Source organism: Candidatus Bealeia paramacronuclearis (assembly GCF_035607555.1).
GTDB lineage: Bacteria > Pseudomonadota > Alphaproteobacteria > UBA9655 > UBA9655 > Bealeia > Bealeia paramacronuclearis.
This window is the reverse complement of the sequence record NZ_JAVHWZ010000002.1, coordinates 322,250-337,855: the sequence shown is the minus strand read 5'-3', so window position 1 is coordinate 337,855 and position 15,606 is coordinate 322,250. Positions and strand designations below refer to the sequence as shown.

The following is a 15,606-nucleotide window of genomic DNA, read 5'->3' as shown; positions in this document are numbered from 1 at the left end:
ATTGGTTAAAAATTATAATAATAATCTCAAGCAAAGGGTGCGAAAGGTATGAGTTCATCAAGCCAAGCAAGACATGTGGTGGCCCAACGTTATGGCCGAGTGCTATTCGAAATGGCTTCTGACGAAAATACCTTGCCTTCCATTTTAAAAGATGTGAACACGTTGGCCTCCCTTTTGGAAGCGGAGGAAAACGAATGGCGCCTTCTGACCAATCCAACCATTTCCCGAGAAGATCAAACCCAAATGATTTCTTCATTGGCAAAAACATTAAGTCTTAAAGATTTAACGGTGCGTTTTTTAAAAGTTTTGTCTCAAAACGGGCGCTTGCCGTTTTTGAATGAAGTCTTGAAGATCTTTCATGTCGCCCATTCTGAAGCACAAGGAAAAATTCAAGGAACGATTGAGACGGCCCAACCTTTAAGCAAAACTGAATTGGCAGGACTTGAGAAAAAACTCTCCCAAGACTTAGACAAAGAAGTCACCTTAAAGCCAGTAATTAAATCCGAGCTTTTGGGGGGCGCTATCCTCAAAGTTGGAACATTGATGGTGGATGCCTCTTTTGGCAGCCGACTTACAAAACTCAAAACTGTTATGATGAAGGGGTAAATTGATGGAACTCCAAGCAGCGGAAATCTCCTCAGTTCTTAAAGAACAAATTGCAAATTTCAACGAAAAGACTGAAGTCGCCGAAGTCGGCCAAATTCTGAGCGTAGGTGATGGGATTGCCCGCGTGTGGGGATTAGATAAAGTTCAGGCCGGTGAAATGGTCGAGTTCTCCTCAGGGGTGCGTGGTATGGCACTTAACCTTGAAAAAGACAACGTCGGTATCGTGATCTTTGGAGATGACCGAGGCATTAGCGAAGGCGATACCGTCAAACGCACCGGCCACATTGTGGACGTGCCCATTGGACGCGGCCTTTTGGGGCGTGTTGTTGATGCTTTGGGCAATCCCATTGATGGGAAAGGCCCTCTTAAAGATGTGAAAGGCCAGCGTGTGGAAGTCAAAGCGCCCGGAATTGTGACCCGTAAATCCGTCCATGAGCCTGTACAAACTGGCCTTAAAGCCATTGATGCTTTGGTGCCCGTGGGACGCGGTCAACGCGAACTGATCATTGGAGATCGTCAAACCGGAAAAACCGCAATTGCCATTGATACTTTCTTAAACCAAAAGAAAATTAACGAAGGCTCGGACGAAAGCAAAAAACTCTATTGCGTTTATGTCGCCATTGGGCAAAAACGTTCAACGGTTGCGCAAATTGTAAAAACTTTGGAAGAAAAAGGCGCCCTTCAATATTCGATTATTGTGGCAGCAACGGCTTCTGATCCCGCACCTTTACAGTTCTTAGCCCCTTATGCAGGTTGCGCTATGGGTGAGTATTTCCGCGACAATGGTATGCATGCTGTGATTGTTTATGACGATTTGTCCAAACAAGCGGTCGCCTATCGTCAAATGTCATTGCTGCTGCGCCGCCCACCAGGACGCGAGGCTTATCCGGGAGACGTTTTCTATTTGCACTCTCGTCTTTTGGAGCGTGCGTCAAAATTAAATGATAAGTTGGGATCAGGATCTTTAACAGCTCTTCCTATTATTGAAACCCAAGCAGGCGACGTTTCCGCCTATATTCCTACAAACGTGATTTCAATTACAGATGGGCAAATCTTTCTGGAAACGGATCTTTTCTATAAAGGAATTCGTCCCGCAATTAACGTGGGGCTTTCCGTGAGTCGTGTGGGATCTGCTGCGCAAATCAAAGCCATGAAGCAAGTTGCTGGGTCCATTAAATTGGAATTGGCACAATATCGTGGAATGGCGGCTTTTGCCCAATTTGCCTCCGATTTGGATGCAACCACACAAAAACTTTTGAATCGCGGTGAACGCTTGACAGAGCTTTTAAAACAACCTCAATTTTCTCCCATGTTGGTGGAAGATCAAGTTATCTCCATTTTTGCAGGCGTGAAAGGGTATCTTGATAAGATTCCCGTATCAGATGTCAATCGGTTTGAGCAAGCGGCTTTAAAAGCCGTTCATCTTGAGCACCCTGATATTTTGGAGGCGCTTCGCACAGAACATGCAATCAGTCCCAAAACTGAGGATAAACTTAAATCTTTCTTTGAAAACTTTGTGAAGATCTTTGTCTGATGGCAACACTCAAGCAAATACGGGACCGTAAAAAAACGGTACAATCTACCCGCAAGATTACGATTGCCATGAAGATGGTGGCAGGTGCAAAACTTCGTCGCGCGCAAGAGCAAGTCGAAGCAGGCCGCCCTTATGCCAAGCTCATGCAGCGAATGCTTGAAGACTTGGCAAAAGACGCCAATGCCTTTGAAACACCACAGCCGCTTTTGTCGGGCACGGGAAAATCTGAAAAGTATCTTTTGATTGTAGCGACTTCTGACCGAGGACTTTGCGGCGCGTTTAACTCGTCTATTGTGAGACAAGCGCGCCGTGAAATTTCAACCTTACGGTCGGATGGAAAAGACGTTTCTATTATCTGCATTGGGCGCAAAGGACGCGATCTTTTAAAGCGCGATTACGGCTCTTTGATTATTGAAACCTTCACAGAAATCGGACAAAAGCGCATTCGTTTTTCCGATGCACAAAAAATTTGTGATTCCATCATCGGTCGATTTCAAGATGGTCAATTTGATGTGTGTCAGGTGGTCTACAACCAATTTGTAACCGCCATGACGCAAAAAGTAACCGCGCAACAATTGATCCCTTTAAAGATTGAAAACACGTCATCAGAGGCCCAAGATACAAGTGTGCTTCGGGCCGTTTATGAATATGAGCCCAACGAAGATGTGATCTTGAATCAGCTTCTCCCCCAAAACTTAGCCATTCAGATTTTTAATATCCTGTTAGAAAATGCGGCAAGCGAACAGGGCGCGCGAATGACGGCTATGGATAACGCAAGCCGCAATGCTGCGGACATGATCAAAAAGCTGGAATTAACGTACAACAGAATGCGGCAAGCCCATATTACAAAAGAGTTAATTGAAATTATTTCGGGTGCAGAGGCCCTATCGTGAGTAAAATCGAATCATTGGATGCAAGGAGAGCAAATATGGCTTCAAAAGGCGCAAAATCAGTTGGAAATGGTAAAGTCGTTCAAGTTATTGGCGCTGTCGTGGACGTGGAATTTCCAGGAAAACTTCCAGAAATTTTAAACGCCCTTGAGGTTGACAATCATGGAAAACGTCTCGTTCTTGAGGTAGCCCAGCATTTAGGAGACAGGACCGTTCGGACGATTTCCATGGATGAAACAGAAGGTCTTGTTCGTGGAATGGAAGTTAAAGACACGGGCCAAGAAATCACCGTCCCCGTAGGACCTGGAACTTTGGGACGCATCATGAACGTCATTGGCGAACCCATCGATGAAATGGGGCCCATTGAATATAAAGAACGTTCTCCCATCCATAGATCCGCTCCTCCTTTTGTCGAGCAATCCACAGAAACAGAAGTTTTAGTCACAGGTATTAAAGTGGTCGATCTTTTGGCGCCTTATTCTCGCGGTGGAAAGATTGGCCTTTTTGGTGGCGCCGGTGTGGGTAAAACGGTTTTGATTATGGAGCTCATCAATAACATCGCCAAAGCGCACGGAGGATATTCTGTCTTTGCAGGCGTGGGCGAGCGGACCCGTGAAGGAAACGATCTTTATCATGAAATGATCGAATCCGGCGTTATTGACCTTGAAAAAGGTAATTCCAAAGCCGCCCTTGTTTATGGTCAAATGAATGAACCTCCAGGCGCTCGCGCCCGTGTGGCACTTTCAGGACTAACTGTTGCGGAATATTTCCGCGATCAAGAAGGTCAGGATGTTTTGTTCTTCGTAGATAACATCTTCCGTTTTACACAAGCGGGATCGGAAGTTTCGGCACTTTTGGGTCGTATCCCTTCAGCGGTTGGGTATCAACCAACATTGGCCACTGAAATGGGTGAACTTCAAGAGCGAATTACCTCAACCACAAAAGGATCGATCACCTCAGTTCAGGCAATTTATGTTCCTGCTGACGACTTAACGGATCCTGCACCTGCAACTTCGTTCTCGCACTTAGACGCGACCACCGTTTTAAGTCGTCAAATTGCGGAATTGGGTATTTATCCGGCCGTGGATCCTTTGGATTCCACATCTCGTATTTTGGATCCTCGCGTTGTGGGTGAGGAACATTATTCTGTCGCCCGAGATGTTCAAAAGATTCTTCAAACCTATAAATCCTTGCAAGATATTATTGCGATTTTGGGTATGGATGAACTTTCGGAAGAAGACAAAATCGTTGTGGCTCGTGCCCGTAAGATTCAACGTTTCCTCTCCCAGCCCTTCCATGTGGCAGAAGTCTTCACAGGAAGCCCTGGTGTGTTCGTGAGATTAGAAGACACCATTGCCGGATTTAAAGGCATCGTTGAAGGAAAATACGACCACCTTCCTGAAGTTGCTTTTTATATGGTGGGAACGATTGATGAGGCTATCCAAAAAGCTCAGAAACTCTCAAAAGAGGCAGCATAATTATGTCAACGATTCACTTCTCATTAGTCTCTCCTGAAAAGATCCTCTTTGAGAAGGAAGTCAGTATGGTTGTGGTTCCAGGCATCGATGGAGACATTGGTGTCCTACCGCAACATGCCCCTCTTTTAACGACATTACGTCCCGGCATTGTGACTGTTTATGAGGGTGACAATGTTTTAGTCAAAATCTTCGTCGATGGAGGTTTTTCTGAAATCACCCCTGAACGGTGCACCGCCCTTGTGACCGAAGGCACGCCCGTTGAAACTTTGGATCGCTCAGCCCTTGAGCTTGAAATACAAAACCTTCTTGAAGATGCGCAAGACAGTAAAACTCATGAAGCAAGGCAAGAAGCTGACCGTTCCCTTGAAATGGCGCGCATTAAATTGATGGCACTTGTTTCCCAAAAATAGGCTTTATTCCTGGATAGCTTCTTCCGTTAGAAAATAATAAAGCTTTGGATTTTTGGAAGCCAAGGTTTTGAGACTTTTTTCTATGTCCAAATAACAGGGATGGAGATTTCCAAGCTCAGGAATTGCATGCCCCACAGATATAAACTCAATATGCATTTGTCTGAAAATACGAATCAGATAGGCATCAAGGCTTGTAATCAGGTAAGAGGCCTTTTGATCCTGAGCTACCTGATAAATCTTTTGAATAAGAAATCCTATGGTGGGCGCAAAGGGCGATGCATTTGCAAGAGCCTTATCTTGTGTGTGTTCATCTACAAATTGCATGCGGCTTTTAGAAAGCATAAAACGAGAGAGTTCCAAACAATTTTCAGCTCCTACAGCTTCAACAAAATTATGTAAGGGATCGGAAAATTCTGCACTTGGGAATGTCAATCGTCTGTATTTTGGGGTGGGCCGAATAAGCCGGATTCCCCCAATAAAAATATCAAGCGGACGAAAAGTTGTCAGAAAATGAAAAGCATTTTCATCATAAATATCGACATCACAATCCTTATAAATAGGATGTGGTTCAATGTTTTTCAGAGATCTCGTATCTTTTACAAAAGCATCATGCCTTAAACGAAAAAAACATTCTTTAAGATAAGGCGTATTCGCCTCTATCGTTAAAAAAGGGCTATCCCGCCGTTCAAAATATTTTTCTAAAAAGGAGTGAGATTGAGATATTCTCCGATCTTGAGACGGCAATACCATGAGATCACTCCTTAATAAAACTCACTTTGACTATTGGATGACGGTTGCGAGAGATAAAAATCCAAAAGAGCAGGGTTGCACTTTTTTATATGCTCCAGGGCACGATCAAAATACAACACAGCCGTTTGAACGTTCCCATGATACTCAATATCTTCGTTGGTGGGGATGAGGAGAATATCATTTTTTTGCAAAAGCTTAATAAGCGCCTTTTCTAAAGAAAAAATTAAAATGTTTAAATTTTTCTTCTGGCACGCCTGGGAGCACGTTAACATTAAAGTGATGAGTTTTTGTTCTTCAATTTTCCTCAAAGTTAAAGAGTCATCAAATTTTTTTAAATGCTCAAAACAGATTTGAGAGCGTTCCTTGGAAATCAAAAAACGTGAGACTTCTCCTGTTTGATACCAGTCTTTTTCAGGAATAATTTCTTTTAATGCCTTTGAATAGGCAAGCGTAGGAAGACCAGCATAGTCTTTTTCCTCATCGGGAAGAATGATTCTGTTTCCTCCTAAAAAAAGATGGAGTGGTTTGTAAAGAAGTAAAAACTTTAGTGAGTTTGCATCCGATTCATCGACTTCCACTTTATTAAGACTTGGATCAGTTTTAAAAGGAATTCGCGCTTCTTTAATATAAGAAATGTACCTAAGATCATAATAAAAACGCTCCAATAATGCTGAATCAGCAAGAACAGAACTAAAGTGATGTCCCCTCCGGTCATAATGTTGATCAAGATAGTCGCTTTGCTGTTTTCGCCTTTCGTGCGTAATACTTTTCATCGGTAAATGATCCTTATTTAAGAAGGGGGTCTGCGGTACTTTCGAGTGTACGGTGTAAGTTGATATAATGAAATTTAGGAAAGGGAGCGATGATGGCACCTCGTACAATATGCTCAACACATGTGGCAACCAAGCTTCCGCAACAAAGAGATCCCGCGGCAACCTGAGAGGCCGGACAAGGATATCCTTCTTGTAATTTTTTTGCGACAATCAAAAGCATCTCTTGAACATCTTGATCAAAAAATGGAAGAAGCGCCTCAAGCACAACAATAAAGGCCTGCTGATATAAGGCGTCATCTAAGGACGGCCCCATTTTAGTTCTCAAATAACTTTCCAAAGACCATTGCATAATTGAGGGATGAGGAGAGAAAGGATATACTGAGGAAAGTCCGAAAAGCAGGAGTGATCGAAAATGTCCTTTTTAAATCGTGAAGCCAGAGAGCGTTTAAAGAACAGTCAACTTATCCAAGCTTTTAGCCTTATCGACTGGGAGAGTGTAAAGCAAAATATGGGGAAACTAGGAAGATCTGGCTATGGCCCCAATGGGTACGTACCAGTCAATTTACTGAAGGCGTTGATTTTGCAGGCTTGGCATAGCTTAAGCGATGAGGGGTTGGAAGAAGCCTTGAGGGTTCGGTTGGACTTTATGGTCATCACGGGGTTGGAAAAGGTGCCTGATCATACGACGCTCTGTCGATTTCGCAACTTGTTGATCAGTCAAAACCTTTGGGAATACCTCCTTGCAATGATCAATTATCAACTAGAACAAAAGGGATTAAAAGTGAAAGAATCCCAAGGAGCGATTATAGATGCGACGCTTATCGAATCAGCGGCACGTCCTCGGAAAGAAATGGAGGGGATGGCTGTTGATCGTGAAGAAGACAAGGAATATGCTGTTGAAGAGCAGGTAACCCTTTCCAAAGATCCAGATGCCACATGGCTTAAGAAGGGGAAACGGAGCTATTTTGGGTACAAAGGCTTTATGGTCATTGACCAGGAGGACGGATATATTGATCAGGTTCACGTGACGCCTGCGCATGTCTCTGAAGTGAGAGAGTTGGAAGAGGTTGTGAAGAAGCGTCGAGATAAGAGGCTTTATGGAGACAAAGGGTATGCTTCCCAAGGAAACAAAGACTTGCTGAGGTCTAAGGGGATTAAGAACGGGTTGATGGAGAAAGCGAAAAGAAATAAGCCCTTAACCCATTGGCAAAAAGTATTTAACCGGATGATTTCGAAGATTCGATATAGGGTGGAACAAGGATTTGGAACCTTAAAACGAAAATTCAAATTCACGAGAGCATCCTATTTTACAACACCCAAAGTTCAAGGACAAATGGCCCTAAAAGCCATAGCCTTTAACCTCTTAAAGGCCACAAATAAGGTTGCTTATGGATAAATCAGGCGAGTTAAGTGAGTATTTGAGCAAAAAAAGAACAAAGAGACGAAGAAAAATATCATCCCCCTCAATTTAAAAAACTCAAAAATTAGCTTTTCAGGACCTCAGTTGGAATTTTTATTAATTATGCAATGGCCTTTATATTTTGATTTTTGAGAAAACTCTTGCAAGTCTCTACCAAGGAATTGACTCCAGGATTATTACAAGGCTTTGTTGTCCCATTACCAGGATCTGGTTGCGTTACACCTGTTAGGCTCGTGGGGCCCAAATTGCAGTTGCCTTCGCCGTCTTGCCAGTCTGTCATCTCAAGACAATACAATTGTACTGGAGCATTGCCTTCTATACAATCAAACGGAATTTTTGCATTAATATCAACAACTTCTGTTTTTGATGTGGCATATAAACTTCCCAAAACCAAAACGTTTGCAGTAAAATAGATACTCATCCCTAATTTTTTCATTTTTTATTTTCTCCTTAACTTTTAAATGAGAGTGTTCAACTAACTGTGTCAGCGGTTAAACATAGACCCCAGTTGGAGCCTTCCTTCAAAATATACATCGAACTGAGAAATCGTCAAAGCCCAATTTTGCAAAGGCGCTGTCCATTTCTCCGTAATTTTTTGAATTGCGCAGTGAACCTCCACGGGGCAAGCCCCGTGGTATCTCGTTGGCCTAAAGGCCAAGTTCAAGCTGCGCTTGCCTCATATCACTAATTATATGAGGGGCGCTTCATCCATGGGACAAGCCCCATGGTTTTATGCGCGTATAAATGAGCTTAAAAAGCGCAGATTCACTGCTAAAAGCGCCCTTTGTTTTAGTCACGAGTTACGCAGTTTGCAGGAGAAGAGAGAAGAGATAAGGTGAGAGGGAATATTTATTAAATGAGAAGAAATGATGTCTCGACACAAATGCACAAAATCACTTTATCGTTCATTTTTACAAGCCAGCAGTGTGCGCTATTCAGGGTTGGCACTTTCGGAGGTGTCACCGATTCCATTGTCGCATGACAGCGTCAATCGATGGTTGAGTTCTAGTGCATTGCGTCCGAGCGGAGTGTGGAATCTTACTCAATCTCTTATTAACAAGAAAGAACCTTGTTTTTTAGTATGTGACGATACAATTTTGGATAAAAATCGGAGCGAGAAGATAGAGCTTGTGCATTATCAGTATTCTGGGAATGCCCATGATGTTATTGCGGGGATAGGTCTTGTCAATTTGGTATGGCATGGCCTGAGGAGTCATGACTCTATTCCTGTTGATTATCGTATTTATGATAAAGCCAGCGATGGCAAAAGCAAGAATGACCATTTCAGGGAAATGTTAAAGCTGGCTCAAGACAGAGGGATAAATCCGGATGACGTGGTTGCAGACGCTTGGTACTCGAGCTTGAATAATCTGAAGGCCATTGAATCCATAGGCTGGACATGGGTGATGGGGTTGAAGAAAAACAGGAAAGTGAATCGTGGAGAAACTCTTGAAAAGCTGGACATTCCAGATGAAGGACTGAAAGTTCACTTACGCGGATATGGATGGATTACTGTTTTCCGGTTTGTTGCCAAAAACGGTCGCACGGATTATATCGGAACCAATAGGGATAATCCCTCTCGTGATCATATTGAACTGGTCATGAAATCGCGTTGGAAAATCGAAGTTTATCATCGGGAATTAAAGCAAACATGCGGTCTTGAACGCTGTCAGTCTCGCACGGGACGAGCCCAAAGAAATCATATATTTCTTGCCATTTCGGCTTGGATTCAAAGATTTAAAAGACGACTTGCTGGAGGCTTCTCTTTTTATCAGCAGCAGTGGGATGTTATTAAGCATGATATCTCTAGAGAAATAACAAAACTCATGTCTTTCGCTTAGATTCCCACCCTTTTGCTGCAAACTGCGTAACTCGTGTTAGTGTATTTTCTGACCTGGCGATGAAAACCTAAGGTGGCATTGGTCGTGTAAATGAGGTTTCGAATTTCACCAGAATATTGAAAATAATGACTTAAATGCTCCCAATGTGATTGCCAAGATTTAATGACCATAGGATATTTTTCTCCCCATTTTTCTTCTGATTTTAAGAGGTTATACTCAGCAGCCTCCTTGTTAGGAGCTTGATAAACCTCCTTTAAGTCTTTCATAAATTCCTTTTGATTTTTGCTGGCAACATACTTCAGTGAATTACGAATTTGGTGAATAATACATAACTGGATTTCTGTTTTAGGAAAGGCTCCTTTAATCGCTTCAGGAAAGCCCCTAAGTCCATCCACGCATGCAATAAGGAGGTCTTGAACCCCTCTTTGTTTTAAATCATTTAGAACACCCAGCCAAAAGTTGGATCCTTCTGATTCTGCAACATAAAATCCGAGAATTTCCTTGTAACCCTCCTGATTAACTCCCAGAATATTATAGATAACCTTCGTCATCACTTTTCCGTTATCACGGCTCTTAAAATACATTCCATCCAGAAAAACAATGGGATAAATAGATTCCAAGGGACGGCTTCTCCAATCCTCAATCAGAGGAACAAGTTTGTCCGTGACAGCGCTGATTGTGCCGGCAGAAACATCAAAATCGTACATTTCCTTCAGATGTGAGGCGATGTCTTGATAGCTCATCCCAAGAGCCTATAACCCCAAGATTTTATTGTCTAAAGAAGCATTTAAAACCGTTTGACGCTTTTTTTTTGACAATTTGAGGTTCAAAACTGCCTTCACGATCACGGGGCGTCTCAAGCTCAAAGGCCCCCATTGCGCTTTTGAGTGTCTTAAGACTCTTGCCGTTACGGCGATTCTGATTCTCAGGATCTTCAAGACAAGTCGTCATATGGGCGGTTATTTCACCTTCTAAAGCGGCTTCTAAAAATTGCTTTATCAGGGGAGTAAAGATACCATCCTTGCCCACAAGAGCCTTGCCTGCCTTCATATCGGCTATGGCTTTACTTTTAAACTCCTCAAAATCAAAGGAGGCTTCTTCTTTTTCTTTCAGCATTGGTCAGTCCTTTCTTCAAAGTGGAATTCCCACTTCTATCAAAGCTGACACAGTTTCCAAAACACTCCCCAACCTTTCCGGGAAGGGCAGCTTGCGCTTTCCTGACTCCACCTACTACAGCCAACTTACGCATCAGGTCTATTTAATCAACCTTCACTTCTTTTTCAACAGATGCGACAGAACCTTCCTTACCATACTGTTGCATTTCGGCTTTGAGATCCTGTATAAGATTATTTCATAATCATTTGTTGGAGATTATTATATGGTTGGCAGAAAGGAAGTGCCTGCTTTAATTGGTCTAAGGTTTGTTGCCGCGTTTTGGGTGTTTTTGTTTCATGTGCACATACGTTGGCCATTAACAGAAAACGCGTTTTTTTTCCTCACTTCTGGGGCAAGGCGCCATAGGAATGAGCCTTTTTTTTATACTCTCAGGGTTTATTCTTGCCTATCAATACACTGATCGCAGCGTTTTAAAGTATACTTTCTATGTAAGTAGATTTGCGAGAATATACCCTATATATATTGTTGCGGCCTTAGCTGCTTTACCTTGGCTTGGTATAGAGATGGAATTCTCTTCTTTATATGAATTTATAAGGCAATTTATCCGATTAGCATTTTTAATCGTCGTAAACATATTTATTACTCAAGCTTGGTTTCCACAGTTCTTTTCTTATTGGAATGACGGTGGTAGTTGGTCAATATCTGTAGAAGCTTTTTGCTACGCAGTGTTTCCGTTTATTTTGCCGCGCCTCAAAGAAATATCAAAAAAATATTTAATTTGGACTGTACTTATTTTATATGCGTTTGCTATCTTGCCTGGCCTGTCCATCAAACTTTTTCCTACAACGGTTCCTGCTCCTGTTTTCTACGCAATCCCTATTTTCCGTTTCCCTGAATTTTTAATTGGGATAGCTTGTTACTTGCTCATTACAGCCGGCGTAGATTTTACGAAATACAAAAAATATCAATTTTGGTTTATAGCTGCGTTTGTATGTTACATAGGGGTGTTTGGCTCAAAAATGCTTTTATATATCGGGCACAATTGGATTGCCCTTCCCTTTTTCAGCTTTATGATTTTAACTCTTTTCAATGGGAGAAGTATCCTGAACTACGTGTTAAGCGCACCTATTAGCGTTTGGTTTGGGAAAATAAGCTATTGTTTTTATTCTTTTCAGGCTGTGTTAATTTTACCTTTAATCGACAATTATGAAAAAATAGTTATGAATTTTTCTTTTTTGTCTAATAATATAGTTTTGACTTTCGTAGTATTTGTGTTTTTAACAGTTTTTTCTGCGGTCGGGTATTATTTTATTGAAAAACCCGCAAGAGAGTGGATTAGAGCTTCTTGCTCACCAGAAAAACCCATTCTGATGCAGATTATAAGGGGAGGATCGCAAAACTCCGACAGGGAAGTAGTGATTCATTAGACCTGATACGCAAGTGAGGTAAGGGATTGAAAAGAGAAGAGAGATAAGGGAAAAGGAGGAGAAAAAAGGTCAGGAGAATGCTGTATGAGTATGAGACGCAGAAAAATGTCGAAAAAGCCTTTGATATTTCTGAGATTATTTGGTCGGCTCTGAAGAATTGTTTTAAACGCAGGCTAACGACCTAACCTGATGATTGTCCGGCTGAGTTATCCGCATTAAGATTGCTAACCAAAGCATAAAAAGGATATGATCGTTCTCAGGATCATCCTCAAATTATGGCCAACGGCACACAACAGGGCGTTGAAGGCATCTCCAAGGGTTCCTTTGAGGAAATTTCGACGTAGGTTTCCATCAGCTTTCATGTGCCCAATAGAGGGTGTCATAAATTTTGTGTAAGTTGTGAAAGATAGGGTCAATATTTAGAGGTCCCTATCTGAATAGAGGATAGCAAATTGGTTGAGTGCTAATTTCCATTCTCTGATGGGCATTGTCCATTTTTTGCTGGCATTTTGCAAGACCAGAAATACCAGCTTGAAAACGGCTTGATCGTGAGGAAAAGCCCCCTTGGCTTTGACGATTTTTTTGATCTGACGATTGATCGCCTCCAGGGCATTTGTCGTATAAATGGCTTTGCGGATGTCGCTTGGAAAGTCCAGGAAAGGCGGGAGTGTTTTGGAAACTGTGTCAGCTTTGATAGAAATGGGAATTCCACTTTGAAGAAAGGACTGGCCAATGCCGATAGAAAAAGAAGAAGCCTCCTTTGATTTTGAGGAGTTTAAAAGTAAATCCATAGCCGATATGAAGGCGGGGAAGGCTCTTGTGGGCAAGGATGGTATCTTTACTCCCCTGATATTACTCCGGCAATAAAATAGATGACGTTAGGCGGCGTAGGTAACTTCTTTTTTGAGGAAATAGGAGCGAACGATTTCGGGGCAATTTTGGGTGCCAAAAAGATATTTTGTGATGTTGGTTTTGAGTTCCTGCAATGACTTGGCATGTTTGAGTCCGACAGCATTGCTTTTCACGTCTTGATTCAAAAGCTCATCTGGATTCAAATCTGGGCTGTAAGCGGGCAGAAAAAATACCTCAATTTTTTCTTTGTTTTCCTTCAAAAATTCACCGACCACTTTGGCGTGGTGTACTTTGTGATTGTCCACAATGAGAAACACTTTTTTCTTGGAAGACTTGATTAACCTTTTGAGAAAATTAAGAAAAACCTCTCGCGTAAAATTCTCCTCAAAAAGCATAAACCGCAACGTGCCCTGATTCGTGACGCTCGAGATCATATTGATTCGAAATCGTTTTCCCGTTCCTGAAATCACAGGCGTCTGACCCTTGGGGCTATAAGTTGTGCCCGTCTGATGATCGGAACGAAAGCCCGCCTCATCTCCCCAATGAATCTCGGCATTTTCAAGGCGCGCCCGCTTGGCAATCGCCGGATAAACCTCTTTAAGCCAAGCCTGAACTTCTTTTTCGCGACGTTCATAAGCCCGACGCACCGGCTTTTGGGGCGTAAATCCCCAACGTTTCAGATAGTTCCCCACGGAGCGAATCGAGAGTCGGATGCCAAAAGTGCGTTCGATCAACTCTCCCACAGCCTCTCGCGTCCAGAGCATAAAGGGCAGTTTTAGCTGGTCGGGACAACGATCGGTGATCATTTTGACGAGGCTGGCGCACTGGTGGGGCTTCAAGCGCACCATGTCTTCAGCCCGGCGCCCTCGTTTTTTCTTCAATAGCGCCGCCTGGCCCCTTCTTCGATAGCTCGAAACCCATCGGCTGACAGTGCCTCGCGCTACTCCCAATAAATGCCCCACTTCCGCATGCGTCTTCCCGCCTTCAACAACTGCCTTAATCCCCCTCAAACGAAGGCTTTCTTGGGCGTCTTGCGTTAACTTTCGTGCATCTCCTAATTTCATACCTTCTACTTATCACATTAATCTCCTCATGTCTTCTGTTTTATTGCCGGTGTAATAAGAAGTGCGTTTTTTCGGTTTAATATCCCCTTGTTTATGAAGACATATCCATCGATAGATCGTGGCTTCTCCAACGTTAAAAACCTTTGCAGCCTCCCGCTTACGGCCGCCGCTCGTAATGTAGGAGATGACCTTTTTCCGCAGGTCTTCCGAATATGCTTTTGCCATACCCTCCTTACACCTAAACTTTTCCTAAAAATCTATCTATTTATAGGGGAAGGACTATAAAATCTTTTCTAAACCTTCTTTCCCAATGCGTTTTCTCCACCTTGTCATGGAGCTCCCATCGGCAGGTATCTTCCACTGAAAATAATCAAAGCCACAAAAGTATTGCCAGTAAGGGCTCTGAACCCACTGCTTCACAACCTCTTCATCCGACAAAGCATTCATGTGTTGCAACATCATGAGCCCTAACATTAATCGAATGGGCTTGGGAGGTTGGCCAGGACCATCTGTAAATTCTGCGCCAAAGGATTCTTCAAATAATGACCAGTTGATTTGCCCCGCGAGAATAAACAATGGCTCTTGCGGGTTTAACTGATTGGACAGGCGTTCTCTAAAAAGTTCAGTTTGAGATGTATCTGTTTTTGACGGTTTCATATTGCAAGCTTTCGGAGACACTTAACTAAAGATAGATAACGTGATAAGATGGCTTATTTAAAGGGGGATAGGCCATGGAATGCAAGAAATGTAATTCAGTTCAGTATGTTAAGAATGGAATGGTCAGAGGGATCCAACGCTACCGCTGTAAAAGCTGCGGCTGCAACTTCACAAATACACCTAAGCGCGGAAAGCCAGAGGCCATGAAAGCCTTGGCAATCCTTTTATATACATTGGGAAATGCAAGCTTTGGAATGATCGGAAAGGTTCTTAAAGTCAGTAATGTCGCTGTTTTGAAGTGGATTCGAAAAGAGGCAAAATCATTGGAAAGGCCTGCCGTTCCATCTGACCTTAAGCTCGTTCAAATCGACGAGATGTGGCATTACGTGAATGGAAAAAAAACAAAATTTGGATCTGGAAAGCCTTTGACCCTGTGTCAGGGCGAGTTATCTCCTGGACTTTGGGTCGCCGTGATGATCGAACAGCCAAAAGCTTAATCGACGAAATCGGCACGAGGGATCTCACTTTCATCACGGACGATTGGGAGGGATTTCATCGTCTAATTCCTGAACATCAACTTTTTACTGGCAAGGATTTAACCTACCCAATCGAGCAGGATAACAGCAACACACGTCATTATCTCGCGCGCTTTCGAAGGCGCTCCAAGGTCACGTCTCGAAGCCATGAAATGGTAGATCTTTCCTTACTTCTTCTTTACCATCTCTCCAATCCTGAAGTCTTCAAAAAATATCTGGACTCTTTCTTATCTATCTTTAGTTAAGAGTCTC

Annotated in this window: 17 protein-coding genes and 4 pseudogenes; 10 read left to right on the top strand and 11 right to left on the bottom strand. The window is 42.8% G+C overall.

Annotation, left to right across the window (positions count from 1 at the left end; genetic code table 11):
* Positions 1-48: 48 nt before the first annotated feature.
* From atpH to atpC, 5 genes are read left to right on the top strand one after another with little or no spacing between them, the layout of a single operon-like run.
* Positions 49-606 carry an ATP synthase F1 subunit delta gene (atpH, locus tag Bealeia2_RS06590; RefSeq protein ID WP_331256276.1) on the top strand — a complete coding sequence of 186 codons (558 nt, stop codon included), beginning with the start codon at positions 49-51 and terminating at the stop codon, positions 604-606.
* Positions 607-610: 4 nt separating this feature from the next.
* Positions 611-2,140 carry a F0F1 ATP synthase subunit alpha gene (gene atpA / locus Bealeia2_RS06585; RefSeq protein WP_414437852.1) on the top strand — a complete coding sequence of 510 codons (1,530 nt, stop codon included), beginning with the start codon at positions 611-613 and terminating at the stop codon, positions 2,138-2,140.
* Positions 2,140-3,033, top strand: a complete 894-nt coding sequence (locus tag Bealeia2_RS06580; RefSeq protein WP_331256274.1) for a F0F1 ATP synthase subunit gamma — start codon at positions 2,140-2,142, stop codon at positions 3,031-3,033. Before atpA ends, Bealeia2_RS06580 begins: the two co-directional genes overlap by 1 nt.
* Before the next feature lie 35 nt (positions 3,034-3,068).
* Positions 3,069-4,508, top strand: coding sequence for a F0F1 ATP synthase subunit beta (gene atpD, locus Bealeia2_RS06575; RefSeq protein WP_331256273.1), 1,440 nt, complete (start codon positions 3,069-3,071; stop codon positions 4,506-4,508).
* Between the two features lie 2 nt (positions 4,509-4,510).
* Positions 4,511-4,918 carry an ATP synthase F1 subunit epsilon gene (atpC, locus tag Bealeia2_RS06570; RefSeq protein ID WP_331256272.1) on the top strand — a complete coding sequence of 136 codons (408 nt, stop codon included), beginning with the start codon at positions 4,511-4,513 and terminating at the stop codon, positions 4,916-4,918.
* Positions 4,919-4,921: 3 nt separating this feature from the next.
* On the opposite strand, the gene Bealeia2_RS06565 is transcribed toward atpC, so the two are convergent.
* From Bealeia2_RS06565 to Bealeia2_RS06555, 3 genes are read right to left on the bottom strand one after another with little or no spacing between them, the layout of a single operon-like run.
* On the bottom strand, positions 4,922-5,668 hold the full coding sequence (locus Bealeia2_RS06565) for a GNAT family N-acyltransferase (RefSeq protein WP_331256271.1): 747 nt from the start codon (positions 5,666-5,668) through the stop codon (positions 4,922-4,924).
* Positions 5,669-5,679: 11 nt separating this feature from the next.
* Entirely contained in the window at positions 5,680-6,441 is a 762-nt protein-coding gene (locus Bealeia2_RS06560; protein ID WP_331256270.1) for a hypothetical protein, read from the bottom strand.
* A 13-nt stretch (positions 6,442-6,454) separates the two neighbouring features.
* Positions 6,455-6,754 carry a hypothetical protein gene (locus Bealeia2_RS06555; protein WP_331256269.1) on the bottom strand — a complete coding sequence of 100 codons (300 nt, stop codon included), beginning with the start codon at positions 6,752-6,754 and terminating at the stop codon, positions 6,455-6,457.
* Between the two features lie 99 nt (positions 6,755-6,853).
* Between Bealeia2_RS06555 and Bealeia2_RS06550 the strand changes: the two genes are divergently transcribed.
* Positions 6,854-7,837 (top strand): IS5 family transposase, encoded by a 984-nt coding sequence (locus tag Bealeia2_RS06550; protein ID WP_331255236.1) that lies wholly within the window; start codon positions 6,854-6,856, stop codon positions 7,835-7,837.
* Positions 7,838-7,961: 124 nt separating this feature from the next.
* On the opposite strand, the gene Bealeia2_RS06545 is transcribed toward Bealeia2_RS06550, so the two are convergent.
* Entirely contained in the window at positions 7,962-8,297 is a 336-nt protein-coding gene (locus Bealeia2_RS06545) for a hypothetical protein (RefSeq protein WP_331256268.1), read from the bottom strand.
* A gap of 48 nt (positions 8,298-8,345) precedes the next feature.
* Positions 8,346-8,655: pseudogene (locus Bealeia2_RS10665) on the bottom strand (hypothetical protein); the annotation flags it as partial.
* A 75-nt stretch (positions 8,656-8,730) separates the two neighbouring features.
* On the opposite strand from Bealeia2_RS10665, the gene Bealeia2_RS06540 reads away from it, so the two are divergent.
* Entirely contained in the window at positions 8,731-9,702 is a 972-nt protein-coding gene (locus Bealeia2_RS06540) for an IS701 family transposase (protein ID WP_422388038.1), read from the top strand.
* Between the two features lie 32 nt (positions 9,703-9,734).
* On the opposite strand, the pseudogene Bealeia2_RS06535 reads toward Bealeia2_RS06540, so the two are convergent.
* Positions 9,735-10,818, bottom strand: a pseudogene (locus tag Bealeia2_RS06535) (IS256 family transposase); the annotation flags it as partial.
* 386 nt (positions 10,819-11,204) lie between these two features.
* Here Bealeia2_RS06535 and Bealeia2_RS06530 point away from each other — a divergent pair.
* Positions 11,205-12,245, top strand: coding sequence for an acyltransferase family protein (locus Bealeia2_RS06530; RefSeq protein WP_331256569.1), 1,041 nt, complete (start codon positions 11,205-11,207; stop codon positions 12,243-12,245).
* A 224-nt stretch (positions 12,246-12,469) separates the two neighbouring features.
* On the opposite strand, the pseudogene Bealeia2_RS06525 reads toward Bealeia2_RS06530, so the two are convergent.
* The 5 genes and pseudogenes from Bealeia2_RS06525 to Bealeia2_RS06505 all read right to left on the bottom strand — a co-directional run.
* Positions 12,470-12,622: pseudogene (locus Bealeia2_RS06525) on the bottom strand (IS5/IS1182 family transposase); the annotation flags it as partial.
* Between the two features lie 42 nt (positions 12,623-12,664).
* Positions 12,665-12,913: pseudogene (locus Bealeia2_RS06520) on the bottom strand (transposase); the annotation flags it as partial.
* A gap of 210 nt (positions 12,914-13,123) precedes the next feature.
* On the bottom strand, positions 13,124-14,161 hold the full coding sequence (locus tag Bealeia2_RS06515) for an IS630 family transposase (protein WP_331256266.1): 1,038 nt from the start codon (positions 14,159-14,161) through the stop codon (positions 13,124-13,126).
* Between the two features lie 12 nt (positions 14,162-14,173).
* Positions 14,174-14,386, bottom strand: coding sequence for an IS630 transposase-related protein (locus tag Bealeia2_RS06510; protein ID WP_331256265.1), 213 nt, complete (start codon positions 14,384-14,386; stop codon positions 14,174-14,176).
* Positions 14,387-14,440: 54 nt separating this feature from the next.
* The gene (locus Bealeia2_RS06505; RefSeq protein ID WP_331255248.1) at positions 14,441-14,818 is read right to left on the bottom strand and encodes a transposase; all 378 of its coding nucleotides are present in this window, start codon (positions 14,816-14,818) and stop codon (positions 14,441-14,443) included.
* A gap of 74 nt (positions 14,819-14,892) precedes the next feature.
* On the opposite strand from Bealeia2_RS06505, the gene Bealeia2_RS06500 reads away from it, so the two are divergent.
* Both Bealeia2_RS06500 and Bealeia2_RS10575 read left to right on the top strand, forming a co-directional pair.
* Positions 14,893-15,315: an IS1/IS1595 family N-terminal zinc-binding domain-containing protein gene (locus tag Bealeia2_RS06500; RefSeq protein WP_331255242.1), complete on the top strand. Its 423-nt coding sequence runs from the start codon at positions 14,893-14,895 to the stop codon at positions 15,313-15,315.
* A complete protein-coding gene (locus Bealeia2_RS10575) occupies positions 15,252-15,599 on the top strand; it encodes an IS1 family transposase (RefSeq protein WP_414437814.1) in 348 nt (115 codons plus the stop codon). The genes Bealeia2_RS06500 and Bealeia2_RS10575 overlap by 64 nt, the downstream gene beginning before the upstream one ends.
* Positions 15,600-15,606: the final 7 nt, after the last annotated feature.

Coding starts and splice junctions, on each gene's coding strand:
- atpH (WP_331256276.1), top strand. CDS start 49: ATGAGTTCATCAAGCCAAGCAAGACATGTGGTGGCCCAACGTTATGGC.
- atpA (WP_414437852.1), top strand. CDS start 611: ATGGAACTCCAAGCAGCGGAAATCTCCTCAGTTCTTAAAGAACAAATT.
- Bealeia2_RS06580 (WP_331256274.1), top strand. CDS start 2,140: ATGGCAACACTCAAGCAAATACGGGACCGTAAAAAAACGGTACAATCT.
- atpD (WP_331256273.1), top strand. CDS start 3,069: ATGGCTTCAAAAGGCGCAAAATCAGTTGGAAATGGTAAAGTCGTTCAA.
- atpC (WP_331256272.1), top strand. CDS start 4,511: ATGTCAACGATTCACTTCTCATTAGTCTCTCCTGAAAAGATCCTCTTT.
- Bealeia2_RS06565 (WP_331256271.1), bottom strand. CDS start 5,668: ATGGTATTGCCGTCTCAAGATCGGAGAATATCTCAATCTCACTCCTTT.
- Bealeia2_RS06560 (WP_331256270.1), bottom strand. CDS start 6,441: ATGAAAAGTATTACGCACGAAAGGCGAAAACAGCAAAGCGACTATCTT.
- Bealeia2_RS06555 (WP_331256269.1), bottom strand. CDS start 6,754: ATGGGGCCGTCCTTAGATGACGCCTTATATCAGCAGGCCTTTATTGTT.
- Bealeia2_RS06550 (WP_331255236.1), top strand. CDS start 6,854: ATGTCCTTTTTAAATCGTGAAGCCAGAGAGCGTTTAAAGAACAGTCAA.
- Bealeia2_RS06545 (WP_331256268.1), bottom strand. CDS start 8,297: ATGAAAAAATTAGGGATGAGTATCTATTTTACTGCAAACGTTTTGGTT.
- Bealeia2_RS06540 (WP_422388038.1), top strand. CDS start 8,731: ATGTCTCGACACAAATGCACAAAATCACTTTATCGTTCATTTTTACAA.
- Bealeia2_RS06515 (WP_331256266.1), bottom strand. CDS start 14,161: ATGAAATTAGGAGATGCACGAAAGTTAACGCAAGACGCCCAAGAAAGC.
- Bealeia2_RS06510 (WP_331256265.1), bottom strand. CDS start 14,386: ATGGCAAAAGCATATTCGGAAGACCTGCGGAAAAAGGTCATCTCCTAC.
- Bealeia2_RS06505 (WP_331255248.1), bottom strand. CDS start 14,818: ATGAAACCGTCAAAAACAGATACATCTCAAACTGAACTTTTTAGAGAA.
- Bealeia2_RS06500 (WP_331255242.1), top strand. CDS start 14,893: ATGGAATGCAAGAAATGTAATTCAGTTCAGTATGTTAAGAATGGAATG.